24 protein-coding genes are annotated in these 25,699 nt (G+C 70.0%); 9 read left to right on the forward strand and 15 right to left on the reverse strand.

Annotated features, from left to right (window positions below; genetic code table 11):
• Positions 1-12 precede the first annotated feature (12 nt).
• The gene (locus ACT53O_RS04235) at positions 13-1,476 is read left to right on the forward strand and encodes a phytoene desaturase family protein (protein ID WP_476151431.1); all 1,464 of its coding nucleotides are present in this window, start codon (positions 13-15) and stop codon (positions 1,474-1,476) included.
• Between the two features lie 19 nt (positions 1,477-1,495).
• Here ACT53O_RS04235 and ACT53O_RS04240 read toward each other — a convergent pair whose 3' ends face one another.
• From ACT53O_RS04240 to ACT53O_RS04275, 8 genes are all read right to left on the reverse strand, one after another.
• Positions 1,496-2,062: a GNAT family N-acetyltransferase gene (locus ACT53O_RS04240; RefSeq protein ID WP_476151432.1), complete on the reverse strand. Its 567-nt coding sequence runs from the start codon at positions 2,060-2,062 to the stop codon at positions 1,496-1,498.
• A 264-nt stretch (positions 2,063-2,326) separates the two neighbouring features.
• Positions 2,327-2,683, reverse strand: a complete 357-nt coding sequence (gene mnhG / locus ACT53O_RS04245; protein ID WP_036286831.1) for a monovalent cation/H(+) antiporter subunit G — start codon at positions 2,681-2,683, stop codon at positions 2,327-2,329.
• On the reverse strand, positions 2,680-2,949 hold the full coding sequence (locus tag ACT53O_RS04250) for an MrpF/PhaF family protein (protein WP_036286829.1): 270 nt from the start codon (positions 2,947-2,949) through the stop codon (positions 2,680-2,682). Before ACT53O_RS04250 ends, mnhG begins: the two co-directional genes overlap by 4 nt.
• Positions 2,946-3,527, reverse strand: coding sequence for a Na+/H+ antiporter subunit E (locus ACT53O_RS04255; protein ID WP_476151433.1), 582 nt, complete (start codon positions 3,525-3,527; stop codon positions 2,946-2,948). Before ACT53O_RS04255 ends, ACT53O_RS04250 begins: the two co-directional genes overlap by 4 nt.
• Entirely contained in the window at positions 3,524-5,089 is a 1,566-nt protein-coding gene (locus ACT53O_RS04260) for a Na+/H+ antiporter subunit D (protein ID WP_036319434.1), read from the reverse strand. The genes ACT53O_RS04255 and ACT53O_RS04260 overlap by 4 nt, the downstream gene beginning before the upstream one ends.
• Positions 5,086-5,631 (reverse strand): Na(+)/H(+) antiporter subunit C, encoded by a 546-nt coding sequence (locus ACT53O_RS04265; protein ID WP_039415297.1) that lies wholly within the window; start codon positions 5,629-5,631, stop codon positions 5,086-5,088. Before ACT53O_RS04265 ends, ACT53O_RS04260 begins: the two co-directional genes overlap by 4 nt.
• Positions 5,628-8,555, reverse strand: coding sequence for a Na+/H+ antiporter subunit A (locus ACT53O_RS04270; protein ID WP_476151434.1), 2,928 nt, complete (start codon positions 8,553-8,555; stop codon positions 5,628-5,630). The genes ACT53O_RS04265 and ACT53O_RS04270 overlap by 4 nt, the downstream gene beginning before the upstream one ends.
• Before the next feature lie 56 nt (positions 8,556-8,611).
• The gene (locus tag ACT53O_RS04275) at positions 8,612-9,661 is read right to left on the reverse strand and encodes a LacI family DNA-binding transcriptional regulator (protein ID WP_476151435.1); all 1,050 of its coding nucleotides are present in this window, start codon (positions 9,659-9,661) and stop codon (positions 8,612-8,614) included.
• Between the two features lie 108 nt (positions 9,662-9,769).
• On the opposite strand from ACT53O_RS04275, the gene ACT53O_RS04280 reads away from it, so the two are divergent.
• The 6 genes from ACT53O_RS04280 (at position 9,770) to ACT53O_RS04305 (ending at position 15,538) form a co-directional block, all read left to right on the forward strand.
• Complete coding sequence (locus ACT53O_RS04280) at positions 9,770-11,002, forward strand: MFS transporter (protein WP_476151436.1); 1,233 nt, start codon at positions 9,770-9,772, stop codon at positions 11,000-11,002.
• A gap of 83 nt (positions 11,003-11,085) precedes the next feature.
• Entirely contained in the window at positions 11,086-12,423 is a 1,338-nt protein-coding gene (locus ACT53O_RS04285) for an HNH endonuclease signature motif containing protein (protein WP_476151437.1), read from the forward strand.
• A 44-nt stretch (positions 12,424-12,467) separates the two neighbouring features.
• The gene (nucS, locus tag ACT53O_RS04290) at positions 12,468-13,160 is read left to right on the forward strand and encodes an endonuclease NucS (protein ID WP_039415284.1); all 693 of its coding nucleotides are present in this window, start codon (positions 12,468-12,470) and stop codon (positions 13,158-13,160) included.
• A 20-nt stretch (positions 13,161-13,180) separates the two neighbouring features.
• A complete protein-coding gene (locus tag ACT53O_RS04295) occupies positions 13,181-13,876 on the forward strand; it encodes an HAD hydrolase-like protein (RefSeq protein ID WP_476151438.1) in 696 nt (231 codons plus the stop codon).
• Positions 13,877-14,012: 136 nt separating this feature from the next.
• Entirely contained in the window at positions 14,013-14,513 is a 501-nt protein-coding gene (locus tag ACT53O_RS04300) for a septum formation family protein (RefSeq protein WP_476151439.1), read from the forward strand.
• Positions 14,510-15,538, forward strand: coding sequence for a hypothetical protein (locus ACT53O_RS04305; RefSeq protein WP_294946757.1), 1,029 nt, complete (start codon positions 14,510-14,512; stop codon positions 15,536-15,538). The genes ACT53O_RS04300 and ACT53O_RS04305 overlap by 4 nt, the downstream gene beginning before the upstream one ends.
• A 94-nt stretch (positions 15,539-15,632) precedes the next feature.
• On the opposite strand, the gene ACT53O_RS04310 is transcribed toward ACT53O_RS04305, so the two are convergent.
• Positions 15,633-15,839: a cold-shock protein gene (locus ACT53O_RS04310; RefSeq protein WP_028496198.1), complete on the reverse strand. Its 207-nt coding sequence runs from the start codon at positions 15,837-15,839 to the stop codon at positions 15,633-15,635.
• A 208-nt stretch (positions 15,840-16,047) separates the two neighbouring features.
• Here ACT53O_RS04310 and ACT53O_RS04315 point away from each other — a divergent pair, with 208 nt between their 5' ends.
• A complete protein-coding gene (locus ACT53O_RS04315; protein ID WP_476151440.1) occupies positions 16,048-16,698 on the forward strand; it encodes a GntR family transcriptional regulator in 651 nt (216 codons plus the stop codon).
• A 45-nt stretch (positions 16,699-16,743) separates the two neighbouring features.
• Here the strand turns inward: ACT53O_RS04315 and ACT53O_RS04320 are convergent, their stop codons facing one another.
• A complete protein-coding gene (locus ACT53O_RS04320; RefSeq protein ID WP_135949540.1) occupies positions 16,744-17,490 on the reverse strand; it encodes an SDR family NAD(P)-dependent oxidoreductase in 747 nt (248 codons plus the stop codon).
• Between the two features lie 9 nt (positions 17,491-17,499).
• Positions 17,500-18,705 carry an MFS transporter gene (locus ACT53O_RS04325; RefSeq protein WP_476151441.1) on the reverse strand — a complete coding sequence of 402 codons (1,206 nt, stop codon included), beginning with the start codon at positions 18,703-18,705 and terminating at the stop codon, positions 17,500-17,502.
• A gap of 60 nt (positions 18,706-18,765) precedes the next feature.
• Between ACT53O_RS04325 and ACT53O_RS04330 the strand changes: the two genes are divergently transcribed.
• Positions 18,766-19,452: a GntR family transcriptional regulator gene (locus tag ACT53O_RS04330; protein ID WP_476151442.1), complete on the forward strand. Its 687-nt coding sequence runs from the start codon at positions 18,766-18,768 to the stop codon at positions 19,450-19,452.
• 16 nt (positions 19,453-19,468) lie between these two features.
• Here the strand turns inward: ACT53O_RS04330 and ACT53O_RS04335 are convergent, their stop codons facing one another.
• From ACT53O_RS04335 to ACT53O_RS04350, 4 genes are all read right to left on the reverse strand, one after another.
• Positions 19,469-21,724 carry an alpha-L-rhamnosidase gene (locus ACT53O_RS04335; protein WP_476151443.1) on the reverse strand — a complete coding sequence of 752 codons (2,256 nt, stop codon included), beginning with the start codon at positions 21,722-21,724 and terminating at the stop codon, positions 19,469-19,471.
• 68 nt (positions 21,725-21,792) lie between these two features.
• The gene (locus tag ACT53O_RS04340) at positions 21,793-23,880 is read right to left on the reverse strand and encodes a right-handed parallel beta-helix repeat-containing protein (RefSeq protein ID WP_476151444.1); all 2,088 of its coding nucleotides are present in this window, start codon (positions 23,878-23,880) and stop codon (positions 21,793-21,795) included.
• Positions 23,881-23,931: 51 nt separating this feature from the next.
• Complete coding sequence (locus ACT53O_RS04345) at positions 23,932-24,810, reverse strand: carbohydrate ABC transporter permease (RefSeq protein WP_476151445.1); 879 nt, start codon at positions 24,808-24,810, stop codon at positions 23,932-23,934.
• Positions 24,807-25,697: a carbohydrate ABC transporter permease gene (locus tag ACT53O_RS04350; protein ID WP_135949536.1), complete on the reverse strand. Its 891-nt coding sequence runs from the start codon at positions 25,695-25,697 to the stop codon at positions 24,807-24,809. Before ACT53O_RS04350 ends, ACT53O_RS04345 begins: the two co-directional genes overlap by 4 nt.
• Positions 25,698-25,699: the final 2 nt, after the last annotated feature.

Here is a 25,699-nt window from a genome sequence, read left to right on the forward strand (position 1 = left end):
GGAGGAGGCTCCATGGCGACCAGCGCATGGCCGTTCGACGTCGAGGTCGTCGGCTCCGGCCCCAACGCACTGGCCGCCGCCGTCACCCTCGCACGCGCGGGCCTGTCAGTGCGCGTCTTCGAGCGGATGTCGCACCTCGGCGGCGGAGCCCGCACCGCCGAGACGGTCGCGCCCGGATTCCACCACGACACGTGCTCGGCCGTGCACCCGTTGGCGCTGGCCTCACCCTTCTTCCGCGCCTTCGGGCTCGCGCGTCGCGTGCAGTTCGTCACACCGGAGATCTCGTTCGCACATCCCTTGAGCGCCGCCGACGGCGGCTCCGGCATCGCCTATCGCGATCTGGAGCTTACGGTCGAGAGCCTGGGCCGCGACGGCGCCGCCTACCGCCGCCTGATCGCGCCACTCGCCGCGCGTTCGCGCGAGGTCGCCCGGTTCACGGGTTCCCCGCTACTGCGCGTGCCTCCGCATCCTCTCGTCAGCGCCCGCTTCGGCGCGCGGGCGGTTCTGCAGGGCAGCGCCGCCTGGAATGCGCCCTTCAGCGGCGCCGTCGCTCCGGCGATGATCACCGGCGTCGCCGCCCATGCGATCGCGCCGCAGCCGAGTCTGATCGCCGCGGCCGCCGGCCTCGCCCTGCAGACGCACGCGCACGCGGCGGGTTGGCCGATCCCGATGGGCGGCTCCCAGGCGATCACCGACGCCCTCGCCGACGATCTCCGCGCACACGGCGGCGAGATCGTGCTCGACCACGAGATCGCCTCGCTCGACGAGCTGAACGCTCGCGCGGTGGTGCTGGACGTCACCCCGCGCGCGCTCGTGCGGCTCGCCGGCGAGCGGATGCCGAGCGGCTACCGGCGGCGCCTGGAGCAGTTCCGCTATGGCAGCGGCTCGGCCAAGGTGCAGTTCGCTCTCTCGGGTCCGGTCCCCTGGGCCGACGAGCGGATCGCCGAGGCCGGCACGGTGCACATCGGCGGCACGCGCGCCCGCATCGCTGCGGCCGAACGCGAGGTGCTCGCCGGGCGACACGCGGCATCCCCCTATGTGCTCGTCTCCCAGCCATCGGTCTTCGACGCGACACGGGCGCCGCACGGCCACCACGCCCTCTGGGCGTACACGCACGTGCCGGCCGGTTCGACGCTCGACCAGACCGAGGCCGTCACCCGCGCGATCGAGAACGTCGCACCCGGATTCCGCGATGTCATCATCACGTCGCGCAGCACGTCGGCCGCGCAGCTCGAGGCCGACAACCCGAACTACATCGGCGGCGACATCGCGGCCGGCGCCGCGACCCTGCGCCAGCTGCTCGCACGGCCCGTGCTCAGTACCGAGCCGTGGCGAACACCCCTGCCGGGCGTCTACCTCTGCGGCGCGGCGACGAGCCCCGGGCCGGGTGTGCACGGGCAGTCGGGATGGTTCGCCGCGCGGAGTGTGCTGCGACACGAGTTCGGGATGGCCCGCACGCCGTCACTCGCACCCTGAGGTCGCTGCGCGAGGCGCGTCACCGCAGCGGCAGCATGACCTTCTCGAAGCGGAAGCCGCGATCCTCGCCGTCGAAGCTCCCACCCGGTCGATCCGCTGCATCCGGCTTCTCGGGCGGGCCGGGAGGCGGGTGGCCCTCGTGGAAGAACTCGACCGCGTGAAAGCCGCAGACGTTGATGTAGAAGTGGATGTTGCGCACCTCGAAGTGCGGAGTGAAGGTCTCCCAGACCCGGGTGTCGGGGTAGCGCTCCTCGATCGCGCGCCACGCGCGCCGACCGAGTCCCTTGCCCTCGCGACCGACATCGATGAAGAACAGCTCCAGCGCGCGGCGGCCCGCCTCCCGGCCCGGAACGACGACCGCCCCTCCCACGCGTTCGCCGTTCTCGAGCAGGTGCAGCACCTCGGCATCGGGAGCATCGAACGACTCTGCGAGCTCACGATCGCTGGGAATGGGTTCCGTGCTGGGCTGCCCCGTCTCCTTCTCCACGGCGGGGGCGAAAGCCGCCTGAATGCGCCGACCGACGTCGGCGAGGTCGTCGCGGATCGCCGGCTCGAGCGTCAGGGATGGCGTGTTCGCGGTTGTCATGATTCGTGCCTCTCTCACGCGGTTCTTCCAGTCCACCAGCACGCCGCGTCGGCCGCATCGCCCGAGCGACCGGACTTTCCCGCCGATCGGGGGACACGGCCGCGGACCGAGGGGAGGGATGCCGGGGCCGGACCTGTGACCCCCCAGTTGACGGTCCGGTCCCCGACTCGTCCAGTGTGGCGGCGATGCCGGACGTGTGCGCCGTTGTCCACACGTGCCGCCGGCAGCGCCCACCCATCCGCCGATGGGGAGGAGTTCTCGCGCTCAGCCGCCCGCCGCAGGGGGCGTGCGACGGGCCTCGTCGAGCTCGTCGACGTACAGCGAGCGTTCGTCGATCGTGCCGTTGCGATAGGCCTGGCGTCCGACCATGTGCGCCGACAGCGGCGCGGTGGCCAGCTGCATCATCACCACGGGGACGAGGAAGGCGACCACCGGCCAGCTCCGCAGCGACAGCGCGATCGCGAGGCAGATGAGAATGAGCCCGAGCACCTGCGGCTTCGTCGCGGCATGCAGCCGCGTCGGCACATCGCGAAAGCGCAGCAGCCCGATCGCCGCCGTGACGCACAGCAAACCGCCGATGAGTACGAGCACGAGGGCCGCGATGTCGAGGAGATCGTTCATCGGTCGGTGTTGTCCCTTCGTGCGACGAAGCGCGCCACCGCGATGGAGCCGAAGACACCGACGGCAGCGATGATGAGCAGCGCCGGCAGCGACCGGGTGTGGTGGTTGATCACCATGTCCGCGCCCAGGGCGCACATGACGAGCGTCAGCAGCACGTCCGATGCTACGGCGCGGTCGAGGATCGACGGCCCCACGATGATGCGCCACAGCGTGAGAAGGCCCGCCGCCGCGAAGACGACGTAGATGGCGATGATGAGAACGGTCATCGAGGTGCGCCGCCTTCCCGCGGCGAGCGCGCACCGATCTCCTGAATGGCCCGCAGCTGGGCGCGCGATCCCACCGCGCGCACGATGCGCGCCTCCCAGCCCTGCACGGCGCGGCGCTGCTTCTCCACATCCTCGGCGGAGGAGACGCCGATGACGTGCAGGAAGAGAATGCGCCGGTCACGGTCGACGTCGACGATCAGCGAGCCCGGGATGAGCGACGCCGTCACGCCGACGTGGGCCATGATCAGGTCGTCGTCGGTGCGCAGCGGCACTGCGATCACCGCGGTGCCCGGATAGCGCCGCGGATTGAGGGTCTGCCACGCGACGAGCAAGGATCCACGGACCAGAGCGAGGAAGAACATCACCACGAAGACGAGGCCGTACCAGAGGTTCACCCGTCCCGACAGCTCGACCGCCGGCAGTCGGAACACGCGGGTGACCACGAGCGCCACGACGACGCCGGTCACGGCGGCGAGCACCGTGAACTGACCCCACAGCAGCATCCACAGGGCGACCAGCCACACGAAGAAGGGAAGCTGGCGCCAGACGGCAGCCGCCACCGACGACGTCGGACTCATGATCCGCCCCCGTCGTCGAGCTGCACCAGTGTCACGGGCGTGAGCAGCGCGTCGCCGATGCTCGCGCACAGCGCGTAGAGGGGACCGGCGAAGACCGTGAGGGCGACCGTGACCGCGACCATCCCCGCCGTCGTCGCGGTCATGATGCGCGGAATGACGCGGCGCGCGCCCTCGTCGTCGGCGGCCGGGGCGTCACCGAGGTACGAGATGCGCTCGACGACGCCGGTCTCCTCCGAATGGTCGTCGTCCTCGCGCCAGAAGGCGAGGTTCCACGCGCGCATGAGGGTGTACAGGGTCAACAGCGACGTGACGATGCCGCCGATGATCAGGAGGTACATGAGTGGCGTGCCGACCTCGGCCGCCGCGTCGAACAGCGCGAGCTTGCCGATGAATCCCGAGAACGGCGGCAGCCCGCCGAGGTTGATCGCCGGGATGAAGAACAGCACCGCGAGCAGGGGTGCGGCGCGCATCAGCCCCTTGACCTTCAGGATCGATGTCGAGCCGGCACGACGCTCGACGAGACCGACCGCGAGGAAGAGCGTGGTCTGCACGATGATGTGGTGGACCATGTAGTAGATGGTCGCGCCGAGGGCGAGAGGCGTCGCGATCGCGAGCCCGAACACGAGGTAGCCGACGTGGCTGACGAGTGTGAACGACAGGATGCGCTTGAGCTCGGCTTGGGCCAGCGCACCGAGGACGCCGACGATCATGGTCGCCAACGCGACGATCAGCAGCAGCGTGTTGACGTCGTTGTCCCGGAAGATCTGCGTCTCGGTGCGGATCATCGCGTAGACGCCGACTTTCGTCAGGAGGCCCGCGAAGACCGCCGTGACGGGTGCCGGCGCCGTCGGATACGAGTCGGGCAGCCAGAACGACAGCGGGAACACGGCCGCCTTGATGCTGAAGGCGAGCAGCAGCATCAGATGCAGGACGAGCTGCGTCGAATCGGGAAGCTCCGTCATCCGCTCGGCCAGCTGCGCGATGTTGACGGTGCCCAGGGCGCCGTAGATGGCAGCGATGGCGGCGAGGAAGAGGATCGAGGAGACGAGCGATACGACGATGTAGACGACCCCGGCGCGGATGCGCGACTCCGTGGAACCGAGGGTGATGAGCACGTACGAGGCGACCAGCAGGATCTCGAAGCCGACGTACAGGTTGAAGAGGTCGCCCGCGATGAACGCGTTGAAGATGCCCGCCGACAGGATGAGGTACGAGGGGTGGAAGATCGTCACGGGGGTGTCGTCGTCGCCGTCGGCGGCGCCCTGCCCGACGGAGAAGAGCAGAACGGCAAGCAGCACGATGCTCGAGATCACCACGAGCAGCGCCGCGAGACGATCGACGTACAGCACGATCCCGAACGGGATCGGCCAGCCGCCCACCGACACGGCGATCGCCTGCCCCGACGAGTCGACGGTGTACAGCAGCACGGCGGCGATCGCCAGCACGAGGGTGAGCGTGACGACCGACACACCGACCTGAACGCGGCGCTGGCGACCGAAGACGAGCGCGATGCCGGCGCCGAGCAGCGGCAGGGCGACGAGAAGGGGAACCAGAGCGCTCATCGCGCATCACCGCCGTCTCGGCCGTCTCGACCCGGACGGTCGACGGGGGCGTCGTCGCGGATGCCGTCGAGATCGCGATGGTGCAGCACCGTGATCGGGGCGGTCTCGGTGCCGATGAAGTCGGTCGTCGCGTCCTCATCCTCGTCCTCGATGGACGTCTCGTCGTCCATCTCGTCCTCTTCGACGGCACCGCGATCACGCACGGCGATGTCTTCCTCGTCGTCGACCACCGTGTCGGCCTGGCCGAGCTGCCACGAGCGGTAGATGAGCGCGAGCAGGAAGGCCGAGACGGCGAAGGTGATGACGATCGCCGTCAACGTCAGCGCCTGCGGCAGCGGGTCACTCATCTCGTCGACGCCGCCCGCACCGAAGAACGGGGCGATGCCGGGGCGGCCCATGACGACGAGCAGGAACAGGTTGGTGGCGTTGCCCAGCAGCAGGAAGCCGATGAGCACGCGGGTGAGGCTGCGCTCGAGCATGGCGTAGACGCCGCACGCGAAGAGGGCGGCCATGATGACGATGAGAACGGCCGAGACGGTCACGAGACGAGCACCCCCCTCTCGCGAAGCTCCTGCGTCTGCCGGTCGACCTCGCCACCGAGCGAACGCAGCACGTCGAGCACGAGACCGATCACGACGAGGTAGACACCGATGTCGAAGAGCGTCGACGTCACGAACTCGATGTGACCGACGACCGGGATCTCCGCCTCCCAGAACACGCTCTTCAGGGGCGGCAGGCCGAACAGCAGCGGCACCACCGCGGAGGCCACGGCGAGCGTCATCCCCGCACCGAGAAGGCGCCCGGCATCCGTGGGGGCGGCCGCCCCGAGCTCGTACCGACCACCGGCGACGTAGCGCATCACCAGCGCCATACCGGCGACCAGACCGCCCGCAAAGCCGCCGCCGGGAAGGTTGTGACCGGCGAAGAGCAGGTAGATCGACACGACGATGATGGTGTGGAAGAGAATCCGAACGATGACTTCGAGCAGGATCGACCGATTCTCCGGGCGTACCTTCTGTCCGCCCACGAGCCATGTCTGACGTGTGCTGTCGGGATCGCTTCCGCGGGGACGCGGCCCCTCCGCGGTCTCGATGAGGGGACGCCGCGTGCGGGTGACCCCCGTCGGCAGCGCCGAGATCGATCGCGAGATGAGATCGGAGCGGTGGGTGACGAACACGAGCGAGGCAACCCCGGTCGCGGCGAGGATCAGGACCGACAGCTCTCCCATCGTGTCCCAGCCGCGCAGGTCGACGAGGGCGACGTTCACGACGTTCTTGCCGTGCCCGAGCTCATAGGCGAGGTCGGGGAAGCGATCGGAGATGGGCGTCGCGACGCGCGCACCGGTCGCGACCATCGCGACCATCGCCATCGTGGCCCCGACGGCGACGGCGAGGATCGCCCGCAGGATCGGCTTGACCGAGGCGTTGTGCTCGCCCAGGCGCGCGGGGATCCGTCGCAGCACCAGCGCGAACGCCACGAGCGTGACCGTCTCGACGAGGATCTGCGTCAGTGCGAGGTCGGGGGCCCCGCTCGTCGCGAACAGCGCGATCATGCCGAGTCCGGTCGCCGAGACGAGGACGACGCCGGTGTAGCGCTTCCGAGCCCGTACCGCGAAGATGCTCGCGACGATCATGATCGGCGCGACGACCAGCTGCATCGGCGTCTGCCAGGCGTCGAGCGAGATCTGCCAGTCGCGGCCCGCGAACAGCGCCGTGCCCTCGGCCGCCACGAAGACGACGAAGATCGTGCCGACGTACACCGGAAGCGAACCCCGCTGGGTGAAGGTCGTGGTCCACACGGCGATGCGCGCGATCATGCGCAGCACCAGGTTGTAGACATCGGCGGCCGTGAACGGCAGCACGCGACGCGGCATGCGGCCCGTGCGCTGCGCGATCGTGAACACCAGCGCACCCAGAGCGATGCTGCCCAGCGACAGGAACAGGGCCGGCTCCCATCCGTGCCAGAGCGCCAGGTGGTACGGATATCCGCCGGCGGTGGGGAGCGTGTCGGCGTAGCCGGAGAAGGCGTGATCGAGCAGCGGTGCCGTGAAGCCGGCGGCGAGAGTCAGGACGGCCAACAGGATCGGCGCCGCGAGGAAGCCCAGCGGTGGATCGGGCCATTGCGTGGCAGGGCGGGCCGCGCCGGCGGCATCCTTCTTCGTCCAGAACGCGCCCCACACGAAACGCAGACCGTACGCGGTCGTGAGGATCGAGCCGAGAAGGATGCCGAGCAGAGGGATGAGCGCATCAGGGCGCGTGCCGCCTTCGAGCAGCGAGCTGAGCACCGCCTCTTTCGCAACGAAACCGACGGTGGGGGCGAACCCCACCATCGACGCGATGGCGATGATCGAGACCACCGCGAGCGTGGGTGCCTGGCGACCGACACCGGACAGCTCGCCGATGTCACGGGTCGACAGCTGACGGTCGATGACGCCGACCACGAGGAAGAGCGCCGATTTGAAGAGCGCGTGGCCGATCAGCAGCGCGAGGCCCGCGAGCGCGGAGTTGCGCTCTCCGTAGCCCAACACGACGGTGAGCATGCCGAGCTGGCTCACCGTGCCGAACGCGAGGATGCGCTTGAGATCGGATTCGCGCAGCGCCTGGAAGCCGCCCAGCAGCATCGTGAAGATGCCCAGACCGATGACGATCGGTCGCCACAGCTCGTTCTCGGCGAACGCCGGCGCGAGCCGGGCGATCAGATAGATGCCGGCCTTGACCATCGCGGCCGCATGCAGATACGCGCTCACGGGCGTGGGCGCGGCCATCGCACCGGGGAGCCAGAAGTGGAAGGGGAAGATGGCCGACTTGCTGAGCGCACCGACCAGCAGCAGAACGATCGCGGTGGCGAGCAGTCCGTCACTTCCCGGCCGCAGGGCCGCCGCACCGCTCACGATCGCGGTGATGCTGTTCGTGCCGTAGATCACCGAGAGCATGACCGCGCCGACGAACATCACGAGTCCGCCGAGTGTCGTGACGAGCAGCGCCTGGAGGGCGGCTCGTCGGCTCGCGCCGCGCGCGTGGTAGAAGCCGATGAGCAGGTAGGACAGGATGCTGGTGATCTCCCAGAACATCACGAGCACGATGATGTCGTCGGTCAGCACGAGTCCGTACATCGCCCCCGCGAACCCGAGGAGCACCGCGGCGAACAGGCCGACGCCCTGCGTCTTGCCGTCGAAGTACCAGCGGCAATACAGCAGGACGAGCGCTCCCACCCCCGTGACGATGAGCGTGAGGACCCAGCTGAGGGTGTCCATGCGCATCGAGAGATCGATGCCGAGTTGGGGGATCCAAGGAAGGGACTCGGCCGGCACCCGACCGGCGATGACCTCGGGCGTGGCCATGGCGGCGTGGACGAAGGCCACGACCGGCAGCAGCGCTGCGACGAAGAATGCTCGCGAGCCGATTCGCCCGACCAGCCACGGCAGCGCCAGCGGAATCACCGCGAACGCAGCCAGGAGCACAAGCAATCTGGCCTCCTGACGGGTCGCGGGGGTCGGAAGGCCAGTCTACCGGGCGCCCGGAGTCACCCGGCGCGCGAGGTCGTATTACCGATGCGGAATGTGGAAGTGAGATCGACCGATTCCGGTTCACGTCCGTCGAGCATCGCAGCGATCGCGGCGCCTGCCGCGCGACCCTTGGCCGTCGCGGGCTGGACGAGCGTGGTCAACTCGTAGGGCGCGAGCCCGTCGACGGGAACGCCGTCGAACCCGGTGACGCTGACGTCCTGGGGCACGCGCAGACCGGCATCCTCGGCGGCGCGGATGACACCGGCGGCCAGAAGGTCGCTCTGCGCGATGACGGCGGTGGGCCGGGTGCGCGGGTCGGCGAACAGCACGCGCCCCGCGGCGAATCCGTCGTCGATGGAGCTGCCCGCGCACGCGAAGGCCGGCGCGTCGGCAAAGACGTCACGAGCTCCCTGAAGACGATCGCGCGTCACGTCGACCGCGATCTCGGCATCCGGCGCGATCCACCCGACCGTGCCGGCGGCGTCCTGCCACAGCGTGACGATCGCGACGCGGGTGTGGCCGAGATCGCGGACGTGCTGCGCCGCGCGCCGCTGCGCCTCACGGTTGTCCAGAGCGATGCGGGGAATGCCCTCGCCGGCGTCTCCTTCGACCACCACGACGGGGATGCCGCGGGCCTGGACGATCGGCAGCGACGCGCGGAGCGACCCATCGCAGCCGATGAGCACCGCGGCGTCGATGGACGCCGTCGTCAGGGTGGGGGCGTTCTCGATATCGAGCTCGGCATCGCGGCGAAGGAGGAGGAGGCCCGCACCGAGGGGGGCGACGGCTTCGGCGAGCCCGTCCATCAGGAGACGCTGGACGGGGTCGACGAACATGAAGTTCAAGGATGAACCGACGACGACGGCGACGATGCCGCTGCGGCCCAGACGCAGCGAGGCGGCGCGGGGGTCGGGCCCGGTGTAGCCGAGCGAGTCGGCGGCCTCGATGACCCGCAGTCGCGTGGTGTCCGAGACCGGGGTCTTGCCGCTGAAGACGACGGACGCCGTCGACGGCGAGACGCCCGCGACGCGGGCGACGTCGGCGATGGTGGCCCGGCGGTTCGTCACTCCCCGATGCTAACCCGCGTCGAATCGTTTCGGGCCGGAGATCGGGGACGTGGCGCGCTCGTCGTCGAAGGATCGAATCGATTCGAGAAATGTGGATACAGTGAGGGGGTGATCTCCCGCTCCCGCCTCGACCGCCGCCAGCTCGTCCGCTGGCGCACCTCGATCTTCACGCTGTTCCTCCTGTGCGGCGTGACCTTCGCGTCCTGGGCGTCGCGGCTGCCGGCCGTCAAGCAGAACCTCGCGATCGACGACTTCGAGGTCGGCATCCTGCTGTTCGCCATGGGTGCCGGCTCGCTCATCGGCGTGATGTCGGCCAACGTCGTGGTCGTTCGCTGGGGCGCCAAGCGCGGGCTGTCCGTCACGATCGTGGGCATCGCCATCGGCCTGTTCCTGGCCGCGCTGGGAGTGGACGCGCTGTCGTCCTATCCCCTGACGGTGATCGGATTGGCGACCCTCGGCCTGTGCTTCGGCGCCACGGACGTCATGATGAACGTCGAGGCGGCCGAGGTCGAGCAGGCGTTCGAGCGCACTCTCATGCCGCTTTTCCACGCGTTCTTCAGCCTCGGCACCGTCGCGGGCGCCGGTATCGGCGTCGCGATGACGGCCTGGGGCGTCGGTGCATCGTGGCACCTCGGCACCGTGGCCGTCGTCTGGCTCGTGATCACGGCCAACGCGCTGCGATCCATCCCCCTGCAGGAGCAGGTCTCGGTCAACCCCGACGCCGCGTCTCCGGGGCGTCGCGAGCGTCTGCATGCCGCGCTCGAGGTCTGGCGCGATCCGCGCACCTACGCGATCGGCGCCATCATCCTCGGCATGGCCTTCGCCGAAGGCAGCGCGAACGACTGGCTGACGATCGCGGTCGTCGACGGTCACAACGAGTCGGAGGCCACCGGAGCGGTCTTCCTCACGGTCTTCTCCGTCGCGATGACGGTGTTCCGCGCGGTGGGCGGCCCGCTCGTCGACCGCATCGGTCGCGTGTGGACCCTGCGAGCCCTGTCGGTGGCCGCCGGGGTGGGCCTGGTCGTCTTCATCCTCGCGCCGAACCTTCCGGTCGCCTTCATCGGCGTCGCCCTGTGGGGCGCCGGCGCGTCGCTGGGCTTCCCCCTCGGCATGTCGGCTGCGGCCGACGATCCCCGCAAGGCCGCGGCATCCGTCTCTGCGGCGGCGACCATCGGCTACGTCGCCTTCCTCTGCGGACCGCCCGTCCTCGGCTGGGTCAGCCACCAGATCGGCATCCTGAACACCCTCTGGATCATCGTCGGGCTCATCGTCATGAGCGGCTTGGCATCCGGCGCCGCCAAGCCGATCGCGGGTTCGAAGGTGGGCGCGGGACACCACTGAGGCGGTCGCTCTCCCCGGGATGCCGCGACGGTCACCTGTGGAGAGATCGAACAAATGTCCGAAGTTCGCCGTACACTCGGGGTATGACGGAGATCGCGCCGGGGGGCGTCATCGAGACCGACAGCGGCGGCCGGTTCGTGGCTGTGCTGTCGGGTCTCGTTGCGGACACTGAGGCGGTGGCTCGCGCTGTGACGGCGGCGCAGGTCGCGGAGGTGCGGGTGCTGGCGCGGGCGGGTCGGCTCGCGGAGCGGGAGGCGGCGGCACAGCGGGGGTCGGTGCGGGAGCACGACATGGTGTTGCGCTCGATCGCGGCGGAGCTGGGTGGGGTGCTGCGGGTGACCGATCGGACGGTGCAGCAGCGGATCGATGAGGCGCGTGAACTCGTCGAAAGCTACCCCGCGACCCTCGACGCGTGGGAGGCGGAGCGGATCACGCGTGGTCATGTGCGGGTGATCGTGGATGCCGGCGGGCTCGTTCCCGCCGGGCGGCGGGCGGAGTTCGAAGCGGAGGCGATCCGGCTCTGTGAGGGGGATACGCCCAACCGGGTGCGGGCGGCGGTGGAGATTCTCGCCGAACGCACCGCGGAGCGTTCCTTCACCGAGCGCCACCGCACGGCGAGCGCGTGCCGCCGGGTCCGGGTGATCCCCGGGGCTGATGGCATGTCCGACCTCGTCGCGACAGTGCCGACGGTCATCGCCCACGGCATCCTCGACCGTCTTACGCAGCAGGCGATGGTGATCGCCGACAGCCGCCATCACGAGGGCGACGGCGATGGCGATGGCGATACGCGGACGATGGATCAGATTCGCGCCGACGCACTCAGCGACATGGTGCTCACCGGCAACCCGACCCTCGACCCCAGCGCGGTCGGCGACCTGCCCGGGGCCCTGGGCGCGATCCGTGCGCAGGTTCAGGTCATCGTCCCCGCACTCACCCTGCTCGACGCCGACGACGGACCCGCCGACCTCGTCGGACGTACCCCGGTCGACGCCGACACCGCCCGCGCTCTCGCCGCAAACGCGCCCACGCTCACCCGGATCCTCACCGACCCCGTAGAGCGGACCGTGATCGCCGTCGATCGGTACCGCACCGCACAGTCGCAGCGTCGATTTCTCCGCGCGCGCGACCAGCACTGCCGGTTCCCCGGATGCCGACGGGCAGCGATCCGCTGCGAGATCGACCACACCGTCGACCACGCGCAGGGCGGCCCCACCGCCCTCTGGAACCTCGCCCACTTGTGTCAGCGGCACCACTCGATGAAGCAGTTCACCTCCTGGAGAGTGCGACAACACCCCGGCGGCATCCTCGAATGGACCTCACCCACCGGACGGGTCTACCGAGAAGACGCCCCCGTCCCCCTCGTGGCGTTCACGGTCGACCCACCACCGCATCCACCAGCGGAATCCGTGCCACCCTTCTGAGCGACCGCGCGGGTTCTCCCCGCGCGCCCTGCGAGACTGGACGAGTGCGTCTCATCATCGCCCGCTGCTCCGTCGACTACTCCGGACGGCTGAACACCCATCTTCCGCTGGCGACCCGCCTGATCATGATCAAGGCCGATGGCACCGTCGCGTTCCATCGAGACATTCAGCACGCCCCGCTCAACTGGATGAGCCCGCCGTGCACCCTGACCGTCGAGGCACCGGATGCCGAGTCTGCGTCGGCCGGTGTGATCGAACACTGGCGGGTCACCCACGCGAAGACCGGCGATGCTCTTCTCGTGCGCATCTACGAAGTTCTGCACGACTCGTCGCACGAGCTCGGCGTCGATCCCGGCCTGCAGAAAGACGGCGTCGAGGCCGACCTGCAGCGCCTGCTCGCCGAGCAGGTCGATGTGATCGGGGACGGCCTCACTCTCGTGCGCCGGGAGTTCCCGACGGCGATCGGCCCCGTGGACCTGCTGCTGCGCAATCCCGCGGGCGGCACCATCGCGGTCGAGGTCAAGCGCCGTGGCGACATCGACGGCGTCGAGCAGCTCACTCGGTACCTGGAGCTGCTCAACCGCGACCCGCACCTCGCACCGGTGGCGGGAGTGTTCGCCGCCCAAGAGATCAAGCCGCAAGCCAAGACGCTCGCCGGCGACCGCGGCATCCGTTGCGTGACCCTCGACTACGAAGGCATGAAGGGCGTCGAATCGGGCGCGCCGCGACTTTTCTGACGGCGCCCTAGGCTGGACCCATGACGATGCGATCCCCTTTCACGTGCGTGCTCTGGGACGTCGACGGGACCCTCGTCGACGCTTCCGACGGCATCCTCCGGCGCCTCACGACCGCCCTCGAGCACTTCGGCAAGCCCGCACCGACGCGTGACGAGCTCGTGCACTGGATCGGTCCGCCGATGTTCAACTCGTTCCAGGACAACGTCGGAATGACGCCGGAGCAGGCGACCGAAGCCGTCGCGTACTACCGCACCCTGGGCAAGGCCGACGGCTACACCACGGGAGCGCGACTGTACCCGGGGGTGGCCGAGATCATCGCCGACCTCGACGCCGCGGGAATCTCCCAGGCGACGGCGAGCTCGAAGCCGGAGGTGCAGGTCGTCGCACTCATGGAGCACTTCGATCTGGCGCCTCATATGACGGCGATGGTCGGCTCCACCCCCGACGAGAAGACGCTCGCATCGAAGTCCGACATCGTCGCCGAGGCCCTGCGGCGGCTTCGTGCGGCCGGAGCCGACACGAGCCGACCGGTGCTCATCGGCGACCGCCACCACGACGTCGAGGGCGGCGCCGCGCAAGGAGTGCCGGTGGTCTTCGTGCGGTGGGGCTTCAGCTGGCCCCACGAGGCCGATGGTGCGTCGGCCGCCGTGGAGAACGCGGCGCAGCTGCGGGCACTGCTGCTCATCGATGATGAGACGGCGTCTCACGCCGGCTGAGCTCTACCGATATATTGGGGGCGCTGCACGGTCGGGGCACGGCCGGGAGTCGGTGACGTGCCCCTGTTCCTCTCACGCGGAGCGTGGGAGCGTGCGGCCCGTGTGAGTCGACATACGTAACCGGAAAGAGTGCCCCATGCGCCTGCACCGCATCATCCCCGCCGTCGCCCTCGTGTCGAGCGTGATCCTCCTCGGAGGCTGCTCCACGATCACGAACCTGATCGGGGGTGATCAGGCCGTCCGCGACGCCGACACCGGACAGGTGACGGAATCCGGCAAGGCCGACGCGTTCACCATCAAGGTCGGCGACTGCTTCAACGACCAGCCCGGTGAGCAGATCAGCGATGTTCCCGCCGTGCCGTGCACCGACCCGCACGACAACGAGGTCTATTACGACCTGACGATGCCGGCCGGTGACTACCCCGGCGACAGCGCCGTGACCGACGCCGCCAAGAAGGGGTGCGAAGACGCCTTCTCGACGTTCGTCGGCGTGACGTACGAAGAGTCGACGCTCGATTACAGCTACCTGTTCCCGACGAAGGACAGCTGGGAGGGCGCCGACGACCGCCTGATCTCGTGCATCGTCTACGACCGGTCCGGCAAGGTGACCGGCAGCCTCGCCGGCGCCGCCCGATGAGCACGCCGTCGGGCGAGCAGGTCGTCTTCCGCGGCTCTCTCGCCCGACGGGCGCTCGGCGCCCTCGTCCTGTCGGCGATCCTCGGTGCCCTGGCACTGTTCGCCCTGCCCTCGTTTCTGCCCGTCACCACGAGCAGGTCGACGCGGGCCACTCTCGCCATCACGGCCGCGGTCATCGTCGTCGCCCTCGTGTGGGGCAGCGCGCTCTGGTATGCGAACACGCGCGTGATCGTCGACCGCGACGCCGTCGAGATCCGCCGTCCCGGACAGCTGCTGCATCGGTGGGAGCGCTCGAACGCGGCGTTCACCAGTCGCATCACCAAGCGCTACACCAACGGCATCCCGTCCGGCGTCGATCGGACGCTGATCGTGGAGTCGCCCGGCCGCCGCGATGAAGTGAACGTCCCGCTGTCACGCGAGGCGTTCACCGAGCTGGTTGCCCTGCTCTCGCCGCTCACGGAACACGTCGCCGTCCGAGAGGCCGACGGCATCCACACCGCTGCGTCTCTCGTCGGCACGCGGAGCTTCAGCCCCGATGCCACGGCAGTGCGGCGCAGCGCACGTCGCGCCGGCGTCGCGGCCGCCGTTGTCGTCGCCATCGCCGCCGTCACGATCGCCGTGGCGATGTCGGGCGTGCTGGTGCGCGACGATCGCGAGATCGTGTCGGTCGTGGTCGTGCCACTGCTGCTCGTGCTCGCGGTGATCCTGGGCGTCGTCGCGCTCGTCACCGCCGCGCGGGCTCGCTCGGTACCCGGACGCGTCGACGTGTCGGCGGGTGCCGTCACGGTCGACGGGCAGACCTTCTTCCTCGCACAGCAGCGCGCCGTGCGTCTCAGCCCGCCTGCCTATCCCCGCCGCCGACTCGTCGTCGTCGATCCGACGGGAACCACCCGCCGCTGGCTGCTCGGGCTGCCGGGATCATCGAAGCGCACGCCGGAGATCCTGCCGGCCTACCCCGACCTCGTGGCCGCCGTCGCCGCTGCCGCCGTCGGCGCCGAGCAGATCGTGCGGCTCGATCTGGAGTGATCCTCGCTCACGACGAACGAGCCGCCGCCGCACAGGTGCGGACGACGGCTCGTTCCGACGTGAAAACGGCCCGCTCGAAAGCGGGCCGTCGAACTCACAGGGGTCGGATGTTCTCCGCCTGCAGGCCCTTGGGGCCCTGGGCGATCTCGAACTCGACGCGCTGGTTCTCCTCGAGCGAGCGGTAGCCGCCCGACTGAATGGCGGAGTAGTGGGCGAAGACGTCAGCGCCGCCCTCATCGGGAGCGATGAACCCGAAGCCCTTCTCCGAGTTGAACCACTTGACGGTACCGCTGGTGCTCATGAACTGCCTTACTGACGTGCGATGACGACGCGAGTGCGCCGACGGGCTCCACGCTAACGGTCGGCATGGCCTCGCGCAGTATCAGATGAGACAAGGTGACACAAACGTTGCAAGAACACAGCCAAAGGTGGCAACCCCGACGCGCTCGCCCGCCGGCGGCCGGCAGCCGTACACTCGTCACTGAGATGACCCGAACCGTCTCAGCAAGATGTCTACTTTTCTTCGACCGATCGATCACAACGATCTGACCACTGGCGTAAGCCTGAGCGACGAGGTCTACGCGCGCATCGGCGCGGCCATCGTCGATGGCTCCCTCGCGCCCGGAGAACGTCTGCGCGACGGCGACATCGCGGCGCAGCTGGGCATTTCGCGCACTCCCGTGCGGGAGGCTCTGCAGCGCCTGGAGCGTTTCGGCCTCGTCGAGATCGCCGTCGGACGCTACACCCGCGTGTCCGTGCCCGACGAGCGCGTGCGACGCGAAACCGGAGTGTTCACCGCCTACCTCATGGGCAACGCGATCCGTCTCGCGCTCGCCAACGCCACCGACGACGAGCTCGACGGCATCGTCGCGGTGGCCGGCACCGTCGTCGACAGCGCGGCGCACCGCGACATCGCGTCGCTGTTCTTCCGCTGTACGCAGATGTTCGAGCTCATGACCCGCGCCACCCACAACACGGTGTTCATCGGCGTCGTTCGCGAGGTGGCGCTGACGATCGAGCGGAATCTGCGCGGCTGGGACCCGTTCCTCACGGCAGCGGCCGGTCGCGTCGACCTCTTCGACGCGCTGCGACGCCAGCTCGCCGAGCGCGACGGTCGCGGCGCCGAGGAGACGCTGCGACGGCTCCACGATCTGCACTGATCGCGCGCCGATGCGCGTCGGCGGATGCCGAGTGACCGGCGGCGTTCAGCGTCCGAGCACCATGCCGCCGTTCGCCGAGATGATCTGGCCGGTCACCCACCCGGCATCCGGACCGAGCAGCCAGGCGATGATCCCGCCGATCTCCTCGGCCGTGCCCACCCGGCCGACGAGGGTCTGCGCGATGCGGTTCTGCACGACGTCGTCCGAGACCCCCGCCCAGAACTCGGTCCCGGGCACGAATCCCGGTGCGACGACGTTGGCGGTGCCGCCGAAGCGGCCCAGCTGCGCAGCGAGATCGAACATCCACGCGTGCAGGGCTGCCTTGGACGCCCCGTACGAACCCGTGCGCGAGCCACGCAGGGCCGACACCGACGACAGCAGCACGACGCGCCCCCCGTCGGCTTCCAGCGCGGGTCGCAGCGCTTCGACCAGCAGGACCGCGGTCATCACGTTGAGGTCGAATCCCGCACGCCAATGATCGCGGATGGCTTCGAGGCTGTCGTCGGACGCCGCGGGGGCGTTCCCGCCGGCGGAGGCGACCACACCGACACAGCCCAGCCCCGCGTCGCGCACGGCATCCGCCACACGGCGCGCGCCGTCGGGGGTGCTGACATCGGCATCCACGACGAGGAACGACGACGGATCGTGGGCGGCGACCTCCTCGAGCGGTGCCCGCCGGCGGCCGACGAGGGTGACGTGGCGACCGGATGCGGCGAGGCGGAGGGCGGCGGCACGGCCGATACCGGTGCCGGCACCGGAGACGACGACGGTGGAGCGATGCGGGTCGTTCATGACACCACGCTAACCGTGCATGCCGCGGTCTCGGCGCGGAGTGATCGCGAGCGCGGCGAGCGGCGTCGCGCCGACCAGCGCGAAGGCGAGGGGGTAGCCGACCAGGGTGACGAGCGACCCGACCAGCGGGCCGACCGCCGACGCCGCGACGAACTGCCCGGTGTTCTGGATGCCGAGGGCGCGACCCGACCAGAAGGGTCCGGCCGCTTCGGCCACCGACGTGTACGCGAGGCCGTTGTCGGCGACCGCGATCGTGGACGCGACGAGATACAGCACGCCGACGAGCGCGTCGGCGTGCACGGCGCCGGCGACCGCGAGCGCCGCCATCGCCACGACACCGGCGCCGGCCACCCACCGCAGCACGCCGACGCGCGTGCCGACGCGGTCGCTGAGGTGGCCGACGACGATCCGGCCCAGCGCGCCCACGAACTGCGACGCCGCCACGAGGACGCCGGCCGCCGCCGCACTCCATCCCATCGCTGTCACCAGCCACACCAGGCCGAAAATCGAGAGCGCGAACTGCGGGACGACGAGCAGAGCCGAGGCCACGTGGATGCGGACGAGGAACGCGCTGGCGCGATAGGGGTTGGCCGCGGCATCCGCTCCACCCGCGCGGCGCGCAGGTCGCGGAGGATTGCGGATGCCCCACGCGCAGAGCACGGCGAGCGCCGCCGTCACGAGGGCGACCACGACGAAGGGCGCGGCGAGCCCGCCGTCGGCCAGCGGTGGAACGATCAGCGCGGCGGTGGCGACACCGAGCGGCTGGGACATCTGGCGGATGCCCATCGCGAGTCCGCGGCGCTCCACGGGGAACCAGCCGATCACGACGCGGCCGCTGGCGGCGTTCGTGCTGGCCGAGGCGGCGCCACCGAAGGCGAGGAGCACGCCGAGAACGAGATATCCGTCGCCGCTCGCTGCGGCGGCAGCGAGCGAGAACACCGCGGTGAGGACGAGTCCGCCGGCGATGATCTGCCGCTCACCGTAGCGGTCGGTGAGGACCCCCCACGCGACGAGCGTGCACACCATGCCGATGGTGGGTGCCGATGCCAGAAGCCCGGCCTGCGCGAGCGGCATGGCGCGCTCGGTGTGCAGGAGCGGGATCAGATACGCCGGCGCCGACACCAGGAGGGTGCCGGCGGCCTGCGCCAGCACACCCAGGGCCAGCATCAGCCACGCCCGCGTGGGCGTGGCCGTCGTCGTGTTCGTGCTCGGCATCGTCGGATCCTCCGTCGGGTACACTCTGGTATACCACTTTGGTGCACCAGAGGAGCGACGATGATCATCTCCCCCGAGACGAGCGGTCCATACGAGCGCCTCCGCGCCGCCATCCTGTCCCTCGACCTGTTGCCGGGTGAGCGGCTGAGTGAACGGGGCCTCGAGTCGATGCTGGGCGCATCCCGCACCCCCATCCGCGCCGCCCTCATGCGCCTCGAGAACGAAGGCCTGACGCTTCGCGACGCCCGCACCTGGCGGGTCACTCCGATCGACCTCAGCGAGATCCGTGCGCTCATGGAGTACCGCGAGGCCCTCGAGACCGCGGTCGTGGCGCTCGCCGTGGACCGTGCCGAGGATGCGGACCTCGAAAGCCTCGATGCGATCGTTCGCGCCGGCGGCGAGCACGACGATGCCGACGCGGTCCTGCGCGACGGCAGCGACTTCCACGTCGCCCTGGCACGACTGTCGCGCAACCCGTTCCTGGTCGACGCGATCGCCGGCACGCTTCTGCGCCTCAGCCGCACGCGGTGGCTCGAGGTGCGCAGCGCCGCCTCCCGGGCCCAGGCGGCCGCCGAACATCGGGAGATCGTGACCGCGGTCGCCGCCCGGGATGCCGAGCGCGCACGGGCGCTCGTCGTCGCGCACGCCCGCGGCACGCGCGACCGGCTGCTCGCTTCGCTGTCCGAGGACCGCCTGCGCCTGCGCGGGCGCGGACTGTCGATCGTGGAGGCGGCCGCCGCGGGCTGAGATCGCGCCGGCCGCCTCACCCGTCGACGCGGTGCGGCACAGCCCTCGTGACGACGTCGACGCGTTTCACCCGACCGGTCATTGCCGGCGCGATGTCGACCTCGACGCCGTCCGGAGCCTCGTACTCGGCGCGCAGAGCGCCCTCCCCGTCTCGCCACCAGGAGAGCGCGATGCGCCCGTGCGGAGAGTCGATGCTCGTCGATGCCCAGGGGAGGCCCAGCGGCGGACGGGGGTCGATGCGCACCCGAGCCCACCCCGGCGCCTCCGGGACGAGACCGCCGATGACGCGATGCATCCAGTCGGCGACCGCGCCGAGGGCGTAGTGGTTGAAGCTCGTCATCTCCCCGGGGTTCACGCTGCCGTCGGGCAGCAGCGAGTCCCACCGCTCCCAGATCGTCGTCGCGCCCTGCGCCACGGGGGCGAGCCAGGACGGCGGGTTCACGTTGAGCATCAGCGCGTGCGCGTCGTCGAGATGGCCGGTGCGCGTGAGTGCGTCGCAGAGGTATGGCGCGCCCGCGAAGCCGGCGTTGACGCGGTGACCGGCGGTGCGAACCAGTTCGGCGAGGCGGCGGCCTGCTGCACGCGCGGCATCCGCTGTCAGCACACCGGAGACGATCGCGAGGGCGTAGACGGCCGGGGCGTCCGAGCGCAGGCGCCCGTTCGCCGTGGCGTAGACCCGTGCGAAGTCGCGCCGCAGACGACCGGCCCGCAGCTCGGCGTCGCGGGCGTCCTCCGCTCTCCCCAGAACGCGCGCCGTCTGTGCCACGATGGCGACACTCCGATACAGAGCCGCGGTGGCGATCACATCGCGATCGGCGACCGCGGCGACCGCGGCGAACGGATCGTCGGGTGGTGCCGTCGGATCGAGCCAGTCGCCGAACTGGAAGTCGCCCTCCCACACGCCGCGCGCGGAGAGCCGTCCGCACACACGCTCGACGTGTGCGGACATGCTCTCGTAGCTCTCCTCGAGCACCGCGACATCGCCGTAGGCCTCCCATATCGCCCACGGCACCCACACGGCGGCGTCGCTCCAGATCGCCGCGGACTCCGGCTCGGCGCCCGGATCGACCGTCCAGCTGCGCAGCACATCCGGTACGACGTACGGCACGCGACCCTGTGCGGCCCGCTGCTCCGCCCGCAGATCGGCGAGCCAGTCGCGCAGGAAGGCCGACATGTCGAACAGGAAGCAGGCCGTGGGTGCGAAGACCGCGATGTCGCCGGTCCATCCGAGGCGTTCATCGCGCTGAGGACAGTCGGTGGGGAGGCCGACGGTGTTGCCGCGAAGGCTCCACACGACGTTCCGGTGGAACCTGTCGAGGAGGACATCACCGCAGGAGAAGCGTCCCGTGCGTTCGAGGTCGCTGCCGACGACCACCGCCTCGACCGACCCCTCGACGGCATCCCACCCTTCGATGCGGGCGTACCGGAAGCCGTGGAAGGTGAACGTCGGCTCGATGACGTCCTCGCCGCCGCTCAGCGTCACGATGTCTTCGGCGCGGGCCGAACGCAGCGGTCTCGTGGCGAGCGTTCCGTGTTCGAGCACCTCGGCATGACGGATGCGGAGGACGTGACCGCGCGGGCCCTGCACGCGCAGTCGCGTCCACCCGACGAGGTTCTGACCGAAGTCGACGATCACCGCGTCGGGCCCGTCGGTCGACATCTCCGCGGGTGAGATGAGCTCGTGTCGCACGATCGGCGGGCCGAGCCTCGGCACGAGCCGCGTCGCGTCGATCCGTTCCGTGTCGGGGGGATGCGAGGGGCCGCCGTCCCGGGTGAGGTCGATGGTCTGCCCGTCGTACAGATCGTCACGGACGATTGCCGATGCGGTGACGTCCCACGTCGCGTCCGTGACCACGCCGAGCGTCGAGCCGTCCGCGAAGGTGATCTCCAGCGCGGCCGCCACACCCGGCTCGTCACCGTAGAGGCGCTCCGCACCCCACCAGCCCAGACGGCCGCAGTACCATCCCCGGCCCGCGGTGAGCCGCAGCTCGTGACGGGCACCGGCGACGATCATCGCCGTCACGTCGTGGGTGGCCACCCGCAGCCGCCACGGGTAGGAGGTCCATCCCGGGCTCAGCACGTCGCGGCCCACACCGACGCCGTCGATGGCGGGCTCCACGAGACCCTCCGCGGTGACGGCGAGCCGAGCGGTGACGACGGGGCCGTGTCGCGCAGGAATCTCGATGATCCGGGTGAATCGCGGCGCACCATCGATGACCCCGCGGTCGTCGCTGCGGGGTGCGCGCAGCATCAGAGCGTGCTCGATCATCATCGCCTCCGGTGGAGCGTGGTCGCCTCGGCGGCGGCGGGGTCGGGTTCGCCACCGCCGCCGAGGGGTCATCAATTGATCGTGACGTCGCCGACCTGGATGCCCCAGGCGGAGACCGGTCCGAAGCGCACCTCGACGGCTCGGGTCGCCGCCGGCAGCGCCCCGCTCGTGATGGTGCGCGTGGTCCATCCGTTGGTCGTCGCGACCGCGGCCGTCGCCGTCGTCGGCACGGCGGTCTCGATCCCCGAGGCGTCCAGTGCCACGATCGTGATCGCCGACGGCGGCTGCGAGAAGTGGAAGGTCGTGAGGGTCACGACCTTGCCCGGTGCCGCATCCCACCGGATCCATCCGGCGGCGTTGTTGCTGCGCTTGAACCGCGCCGCATCGCCAGCCATGTTCGACAGCGGCCCCGTCGTGTCGATGACGATGTTCGCCGATCGCGCGGTGCTGATGCTCCAGTCCGCCGCCGGATCGAACAGCGCCGGGGCGGGCGACGGCGGTGCGGCCTCATGGAAGCCGCGTGAGGGTGCCGCGGTGGGCGAGACCGCGTTGCCGAAGAAGTCGCGCAGCCCGTTGGCGGACTGTACGACGCCGCTGGAGATCGCCGGGGATCCAGCCGTCAGCTTGTACGCGTTCGCCACGCCGAAGCCGTCACCCGTCGTCCCCGGAGCGACGAACCCGGGATCGGCGGTGATCTTCGCCGCGTCCGCCGGCTCACTCACCGGATGGTTCCCCGAGAAGAGGTTCGACGAGAAGACCGCGTTCGTCCCCAAGCCCGGGTAGGTGTACTCCCCCGTGCCGCGGTTGTCGACGATGTTGTTCGTGAACCACCACTGGCCGGGCGTCGAGGACGCGCACGCCCCGGCATCCCCGTCGCAGTAGATCGGCTTGGCCGGAGAACCCGGGGGGATCACGATGGTGTTGTTGTAGATGCGCACCGGCGCCGGCACACCCCACGAGAACGTGATGACGCCCTTCTGACCGCCCCACGCGTCGTTGACCGACAGATTGTCGCGCACGACGACATCGCTCGAGAAGCCGCCCATCAGCAGGAGGAAGCCGCCCTCGTTGTCGTGAGAGTAGTTGTACTGAACGCGCGTGTTCGTGCTGCCCATGTCGACGTCGAAGCCCTGGCCGTCCGTCTTGTGGAGGCGCGTGCCGGACACCTCGTTGAACTGCACGAGCGTGTTCATGCCCCGGGTGGGCCAGATGCCGGCGGATGCGGGCATGTCCGAGCCCTCGAAGGTGCGCTGACCGGCACCGCGCACCACGTTGCTCTCCAGCACGGCGCCGTCGGTTCCGAAGGCGAGGATGCCGTCGCTGTCGGGATCGATGACGGTGTTGGCGCGAACGCGCACGTTCGACGTGAGTGCGGACTGCACGACGACCGTCTGGCTGGTCGTGAAGTAGCTGTTGTCCCAGACGACGATGCCCGTGCGGCCGACGTTCTCGACGTGGTTGTTCTCGATGAGCACGCCGTCGAAGTTGGCACCCATGGCGGTCGTGTCGACGACGATGCCACCGTTGTCATGGGCGTCGAGGCCGCTGCAGGCGAAGCACCCGTTCACGTCGCTCACGGTGTTGCCGCGGATGACGATCCCCCGCAGGGTCGTGTTGCCCGCGGAGTTTCGCACCTGGATGCCGGCGCGCGCGGTGCCCGGCGTCGTCGCGCCGAAGTTGTCGGTGCCGGAGTTGTTCGTGATGGCGAGATTCTCGATGGTCCACCAGCTCTGGTTCTCGAGCTGGACGGCGCCGCCGGTCGCCAGCGGTGCACCCGAGATCGACGGCGCCGCGCCGGTGCCGTAGGCCGAGATGGTGATCGGCGCCCCCGACGCACCGGAGCCCTTGGGCGCGAGCTGACCGCTCCACGCACCACCGCGTGCGAGCAGGATGCTGTCTCCCGCCGCGAACGTGCGCGACGTGGCCGCAGCGAGGGACTTCCACGCCGTCGCCGGGCTGGTGCCGGCCGCGGCGTCATTGCCGGTCGCGCTGTCGATGTAATAGGTCGTTCCGGCCGCGATCGCGGCGGGGGCCGACACGGCGCCGGCCGTCAGGCCGCCGGCGACGATCGCCGCTGCGAGCGCGAGACGGCCGAGCGTCCGGGGCCGCGGGCGAGCGGTCGCGATGCGCAGACGGAGGGGGACGATCCGTCGTTTCATGGGTTCTCCTTCAGGTGCACCGTCCGCACCGTTGCGGACGGAGTGCGATCCTCAGTCCTTCATGCCGGCCGAGAAGCCCGCATTCGCGAGAAGCGGCCGCTGGAAGACGAGGAAGAGTGCGATGGGCACGACAGCGGCGACCACGAGGATCGCGAAGAACGTCGTCAACTCGTTCGTCCGCTCGAGCATCGGCAGCGCCACCGAGATCGGGCGCAGCTTCGGGTCGGTGAGCACCAGCGACGGCCAGAGATAGTCCTTCCAGGCTCCGATCGCCGCGAGCAGGGCGACGACCCCGAGGATCGGGCGCGCAAGCGGCAGGACCACGCTCCACATGATCCGGAGGGGACCGGCCCCGTCGATCTGCGCGGCCTCGATGAGCTCGCGCGGCAGGCCTCGCAGGAAGCCCGTGACCAGCAGCACCGCGAACGCGTTGGCCGCCGCGGGCAGCCACACTGCCCAGTAGGTGTTCTGCAGCGAGATACCGGTCCCGAACAGGTCGACGACGGTCAGGTAGAGCGGAACGAACGACACGATCGCCGGGAGGAAGATGGTGGCGAGCACCGCGGCCGAGAAGATCGGAGCCCATCGGGGGCGCATGATCGCGATGACGTATCCGGCGCTCAGGGCGACCACCACCGTCACAGCGGCGGAACCTGCGGCGAGCACGAGGGTGTTACCGAGCAGACGCGCCGTGTCGACGCCACGGAAGGCGTCGACGTAGTGCTGCCACTCGGTCATCCGGGCGAACACGCCGAGCGGGTCGGCGAGCACGTCGCCCGTCCCTCCGAGCGACGCGGCGACGAGCCACAGCAGAGGGCCGAGTCCGGCGACCGCGAGACCGACGAGAACGAGCGCGTGCACGACGAACAGCGGCACCGCGACGGCGCGGCGGCGGCGCTCGGCCGGGGTGAGGATCGCGACCTCGCTCACTCTTGCCACCTCCTGGTGAGTCGGAGGTAGACGGTGGAGAGCACGGCGAGCACGAGCGCGAGGAGCACTCCGAGCGCTGTCGCCGCGCCGTAATCCGCCGACCCGCCGAACGCGTAGCGGTACATGAGCAGAAGCACGGTCAGCGTGGCGTTCTGCGGTCCGCCGGAGGTCATGAGGAAGGGTTCGGTGAATACCTGTGCGGCCCCGATGAGCTGGAGCAGCAGCATGATCAGGATGATCGTGCGCATCTGCGGAAGCGTCACATGCCAGATTCGCCCCCACACACCGGCGCCGTCCAGCGTGGCGGCTTCGTACAGCTCGGGTCGCACGGCGGTCAGCGCCGCGAGGTAGACGAGGACGCTCGTCCCGGCAGCGGCCCAGGTCGCCTGAAGCACGATGGACGGCATCGCCAGCGCGGCATCGTTGAGCCAGGCGAACGGGCCCACTCCGAGTGGCCGCAACGCGCTGTTGAACAGGCCCGTCGGCGCCGGGTCGTACGCGAACCGCCACAGCAGAATCGCGACGACGGGCGGAACGATCACCGGGAAGTAGGCGAGCGCCGCATACGCCCCGCGGGCGCGCGCCCGCACCGTCGAGATCACGACGGCGAGCGCCAGGGGCAGCGGAAATCCGAACACGATCGCGAGCGCGGTGAACCAGAGCGTGTTCACGACCGCCTGAGCGAGCTGCGGGTCCTCGAGCACATAGACGAAGTTGTCCCACCCGACCCAGTCGACGGGGCCGATGAAGGTCGTGCGCTGAAAGCTCATCAGCGCGCCGAGGACGATGGGCCACCAGGAGAAGGCGGCGAAGACGACGATCGTCGGCGCGGCGATCGCGAGGGCGACCAGATCGCTGCGCCGGTGGCGTCGAGAGCGGGCGGACATGC

This window comes from Microbacterium sp. DMC48 (assembly GCF_056313825.1).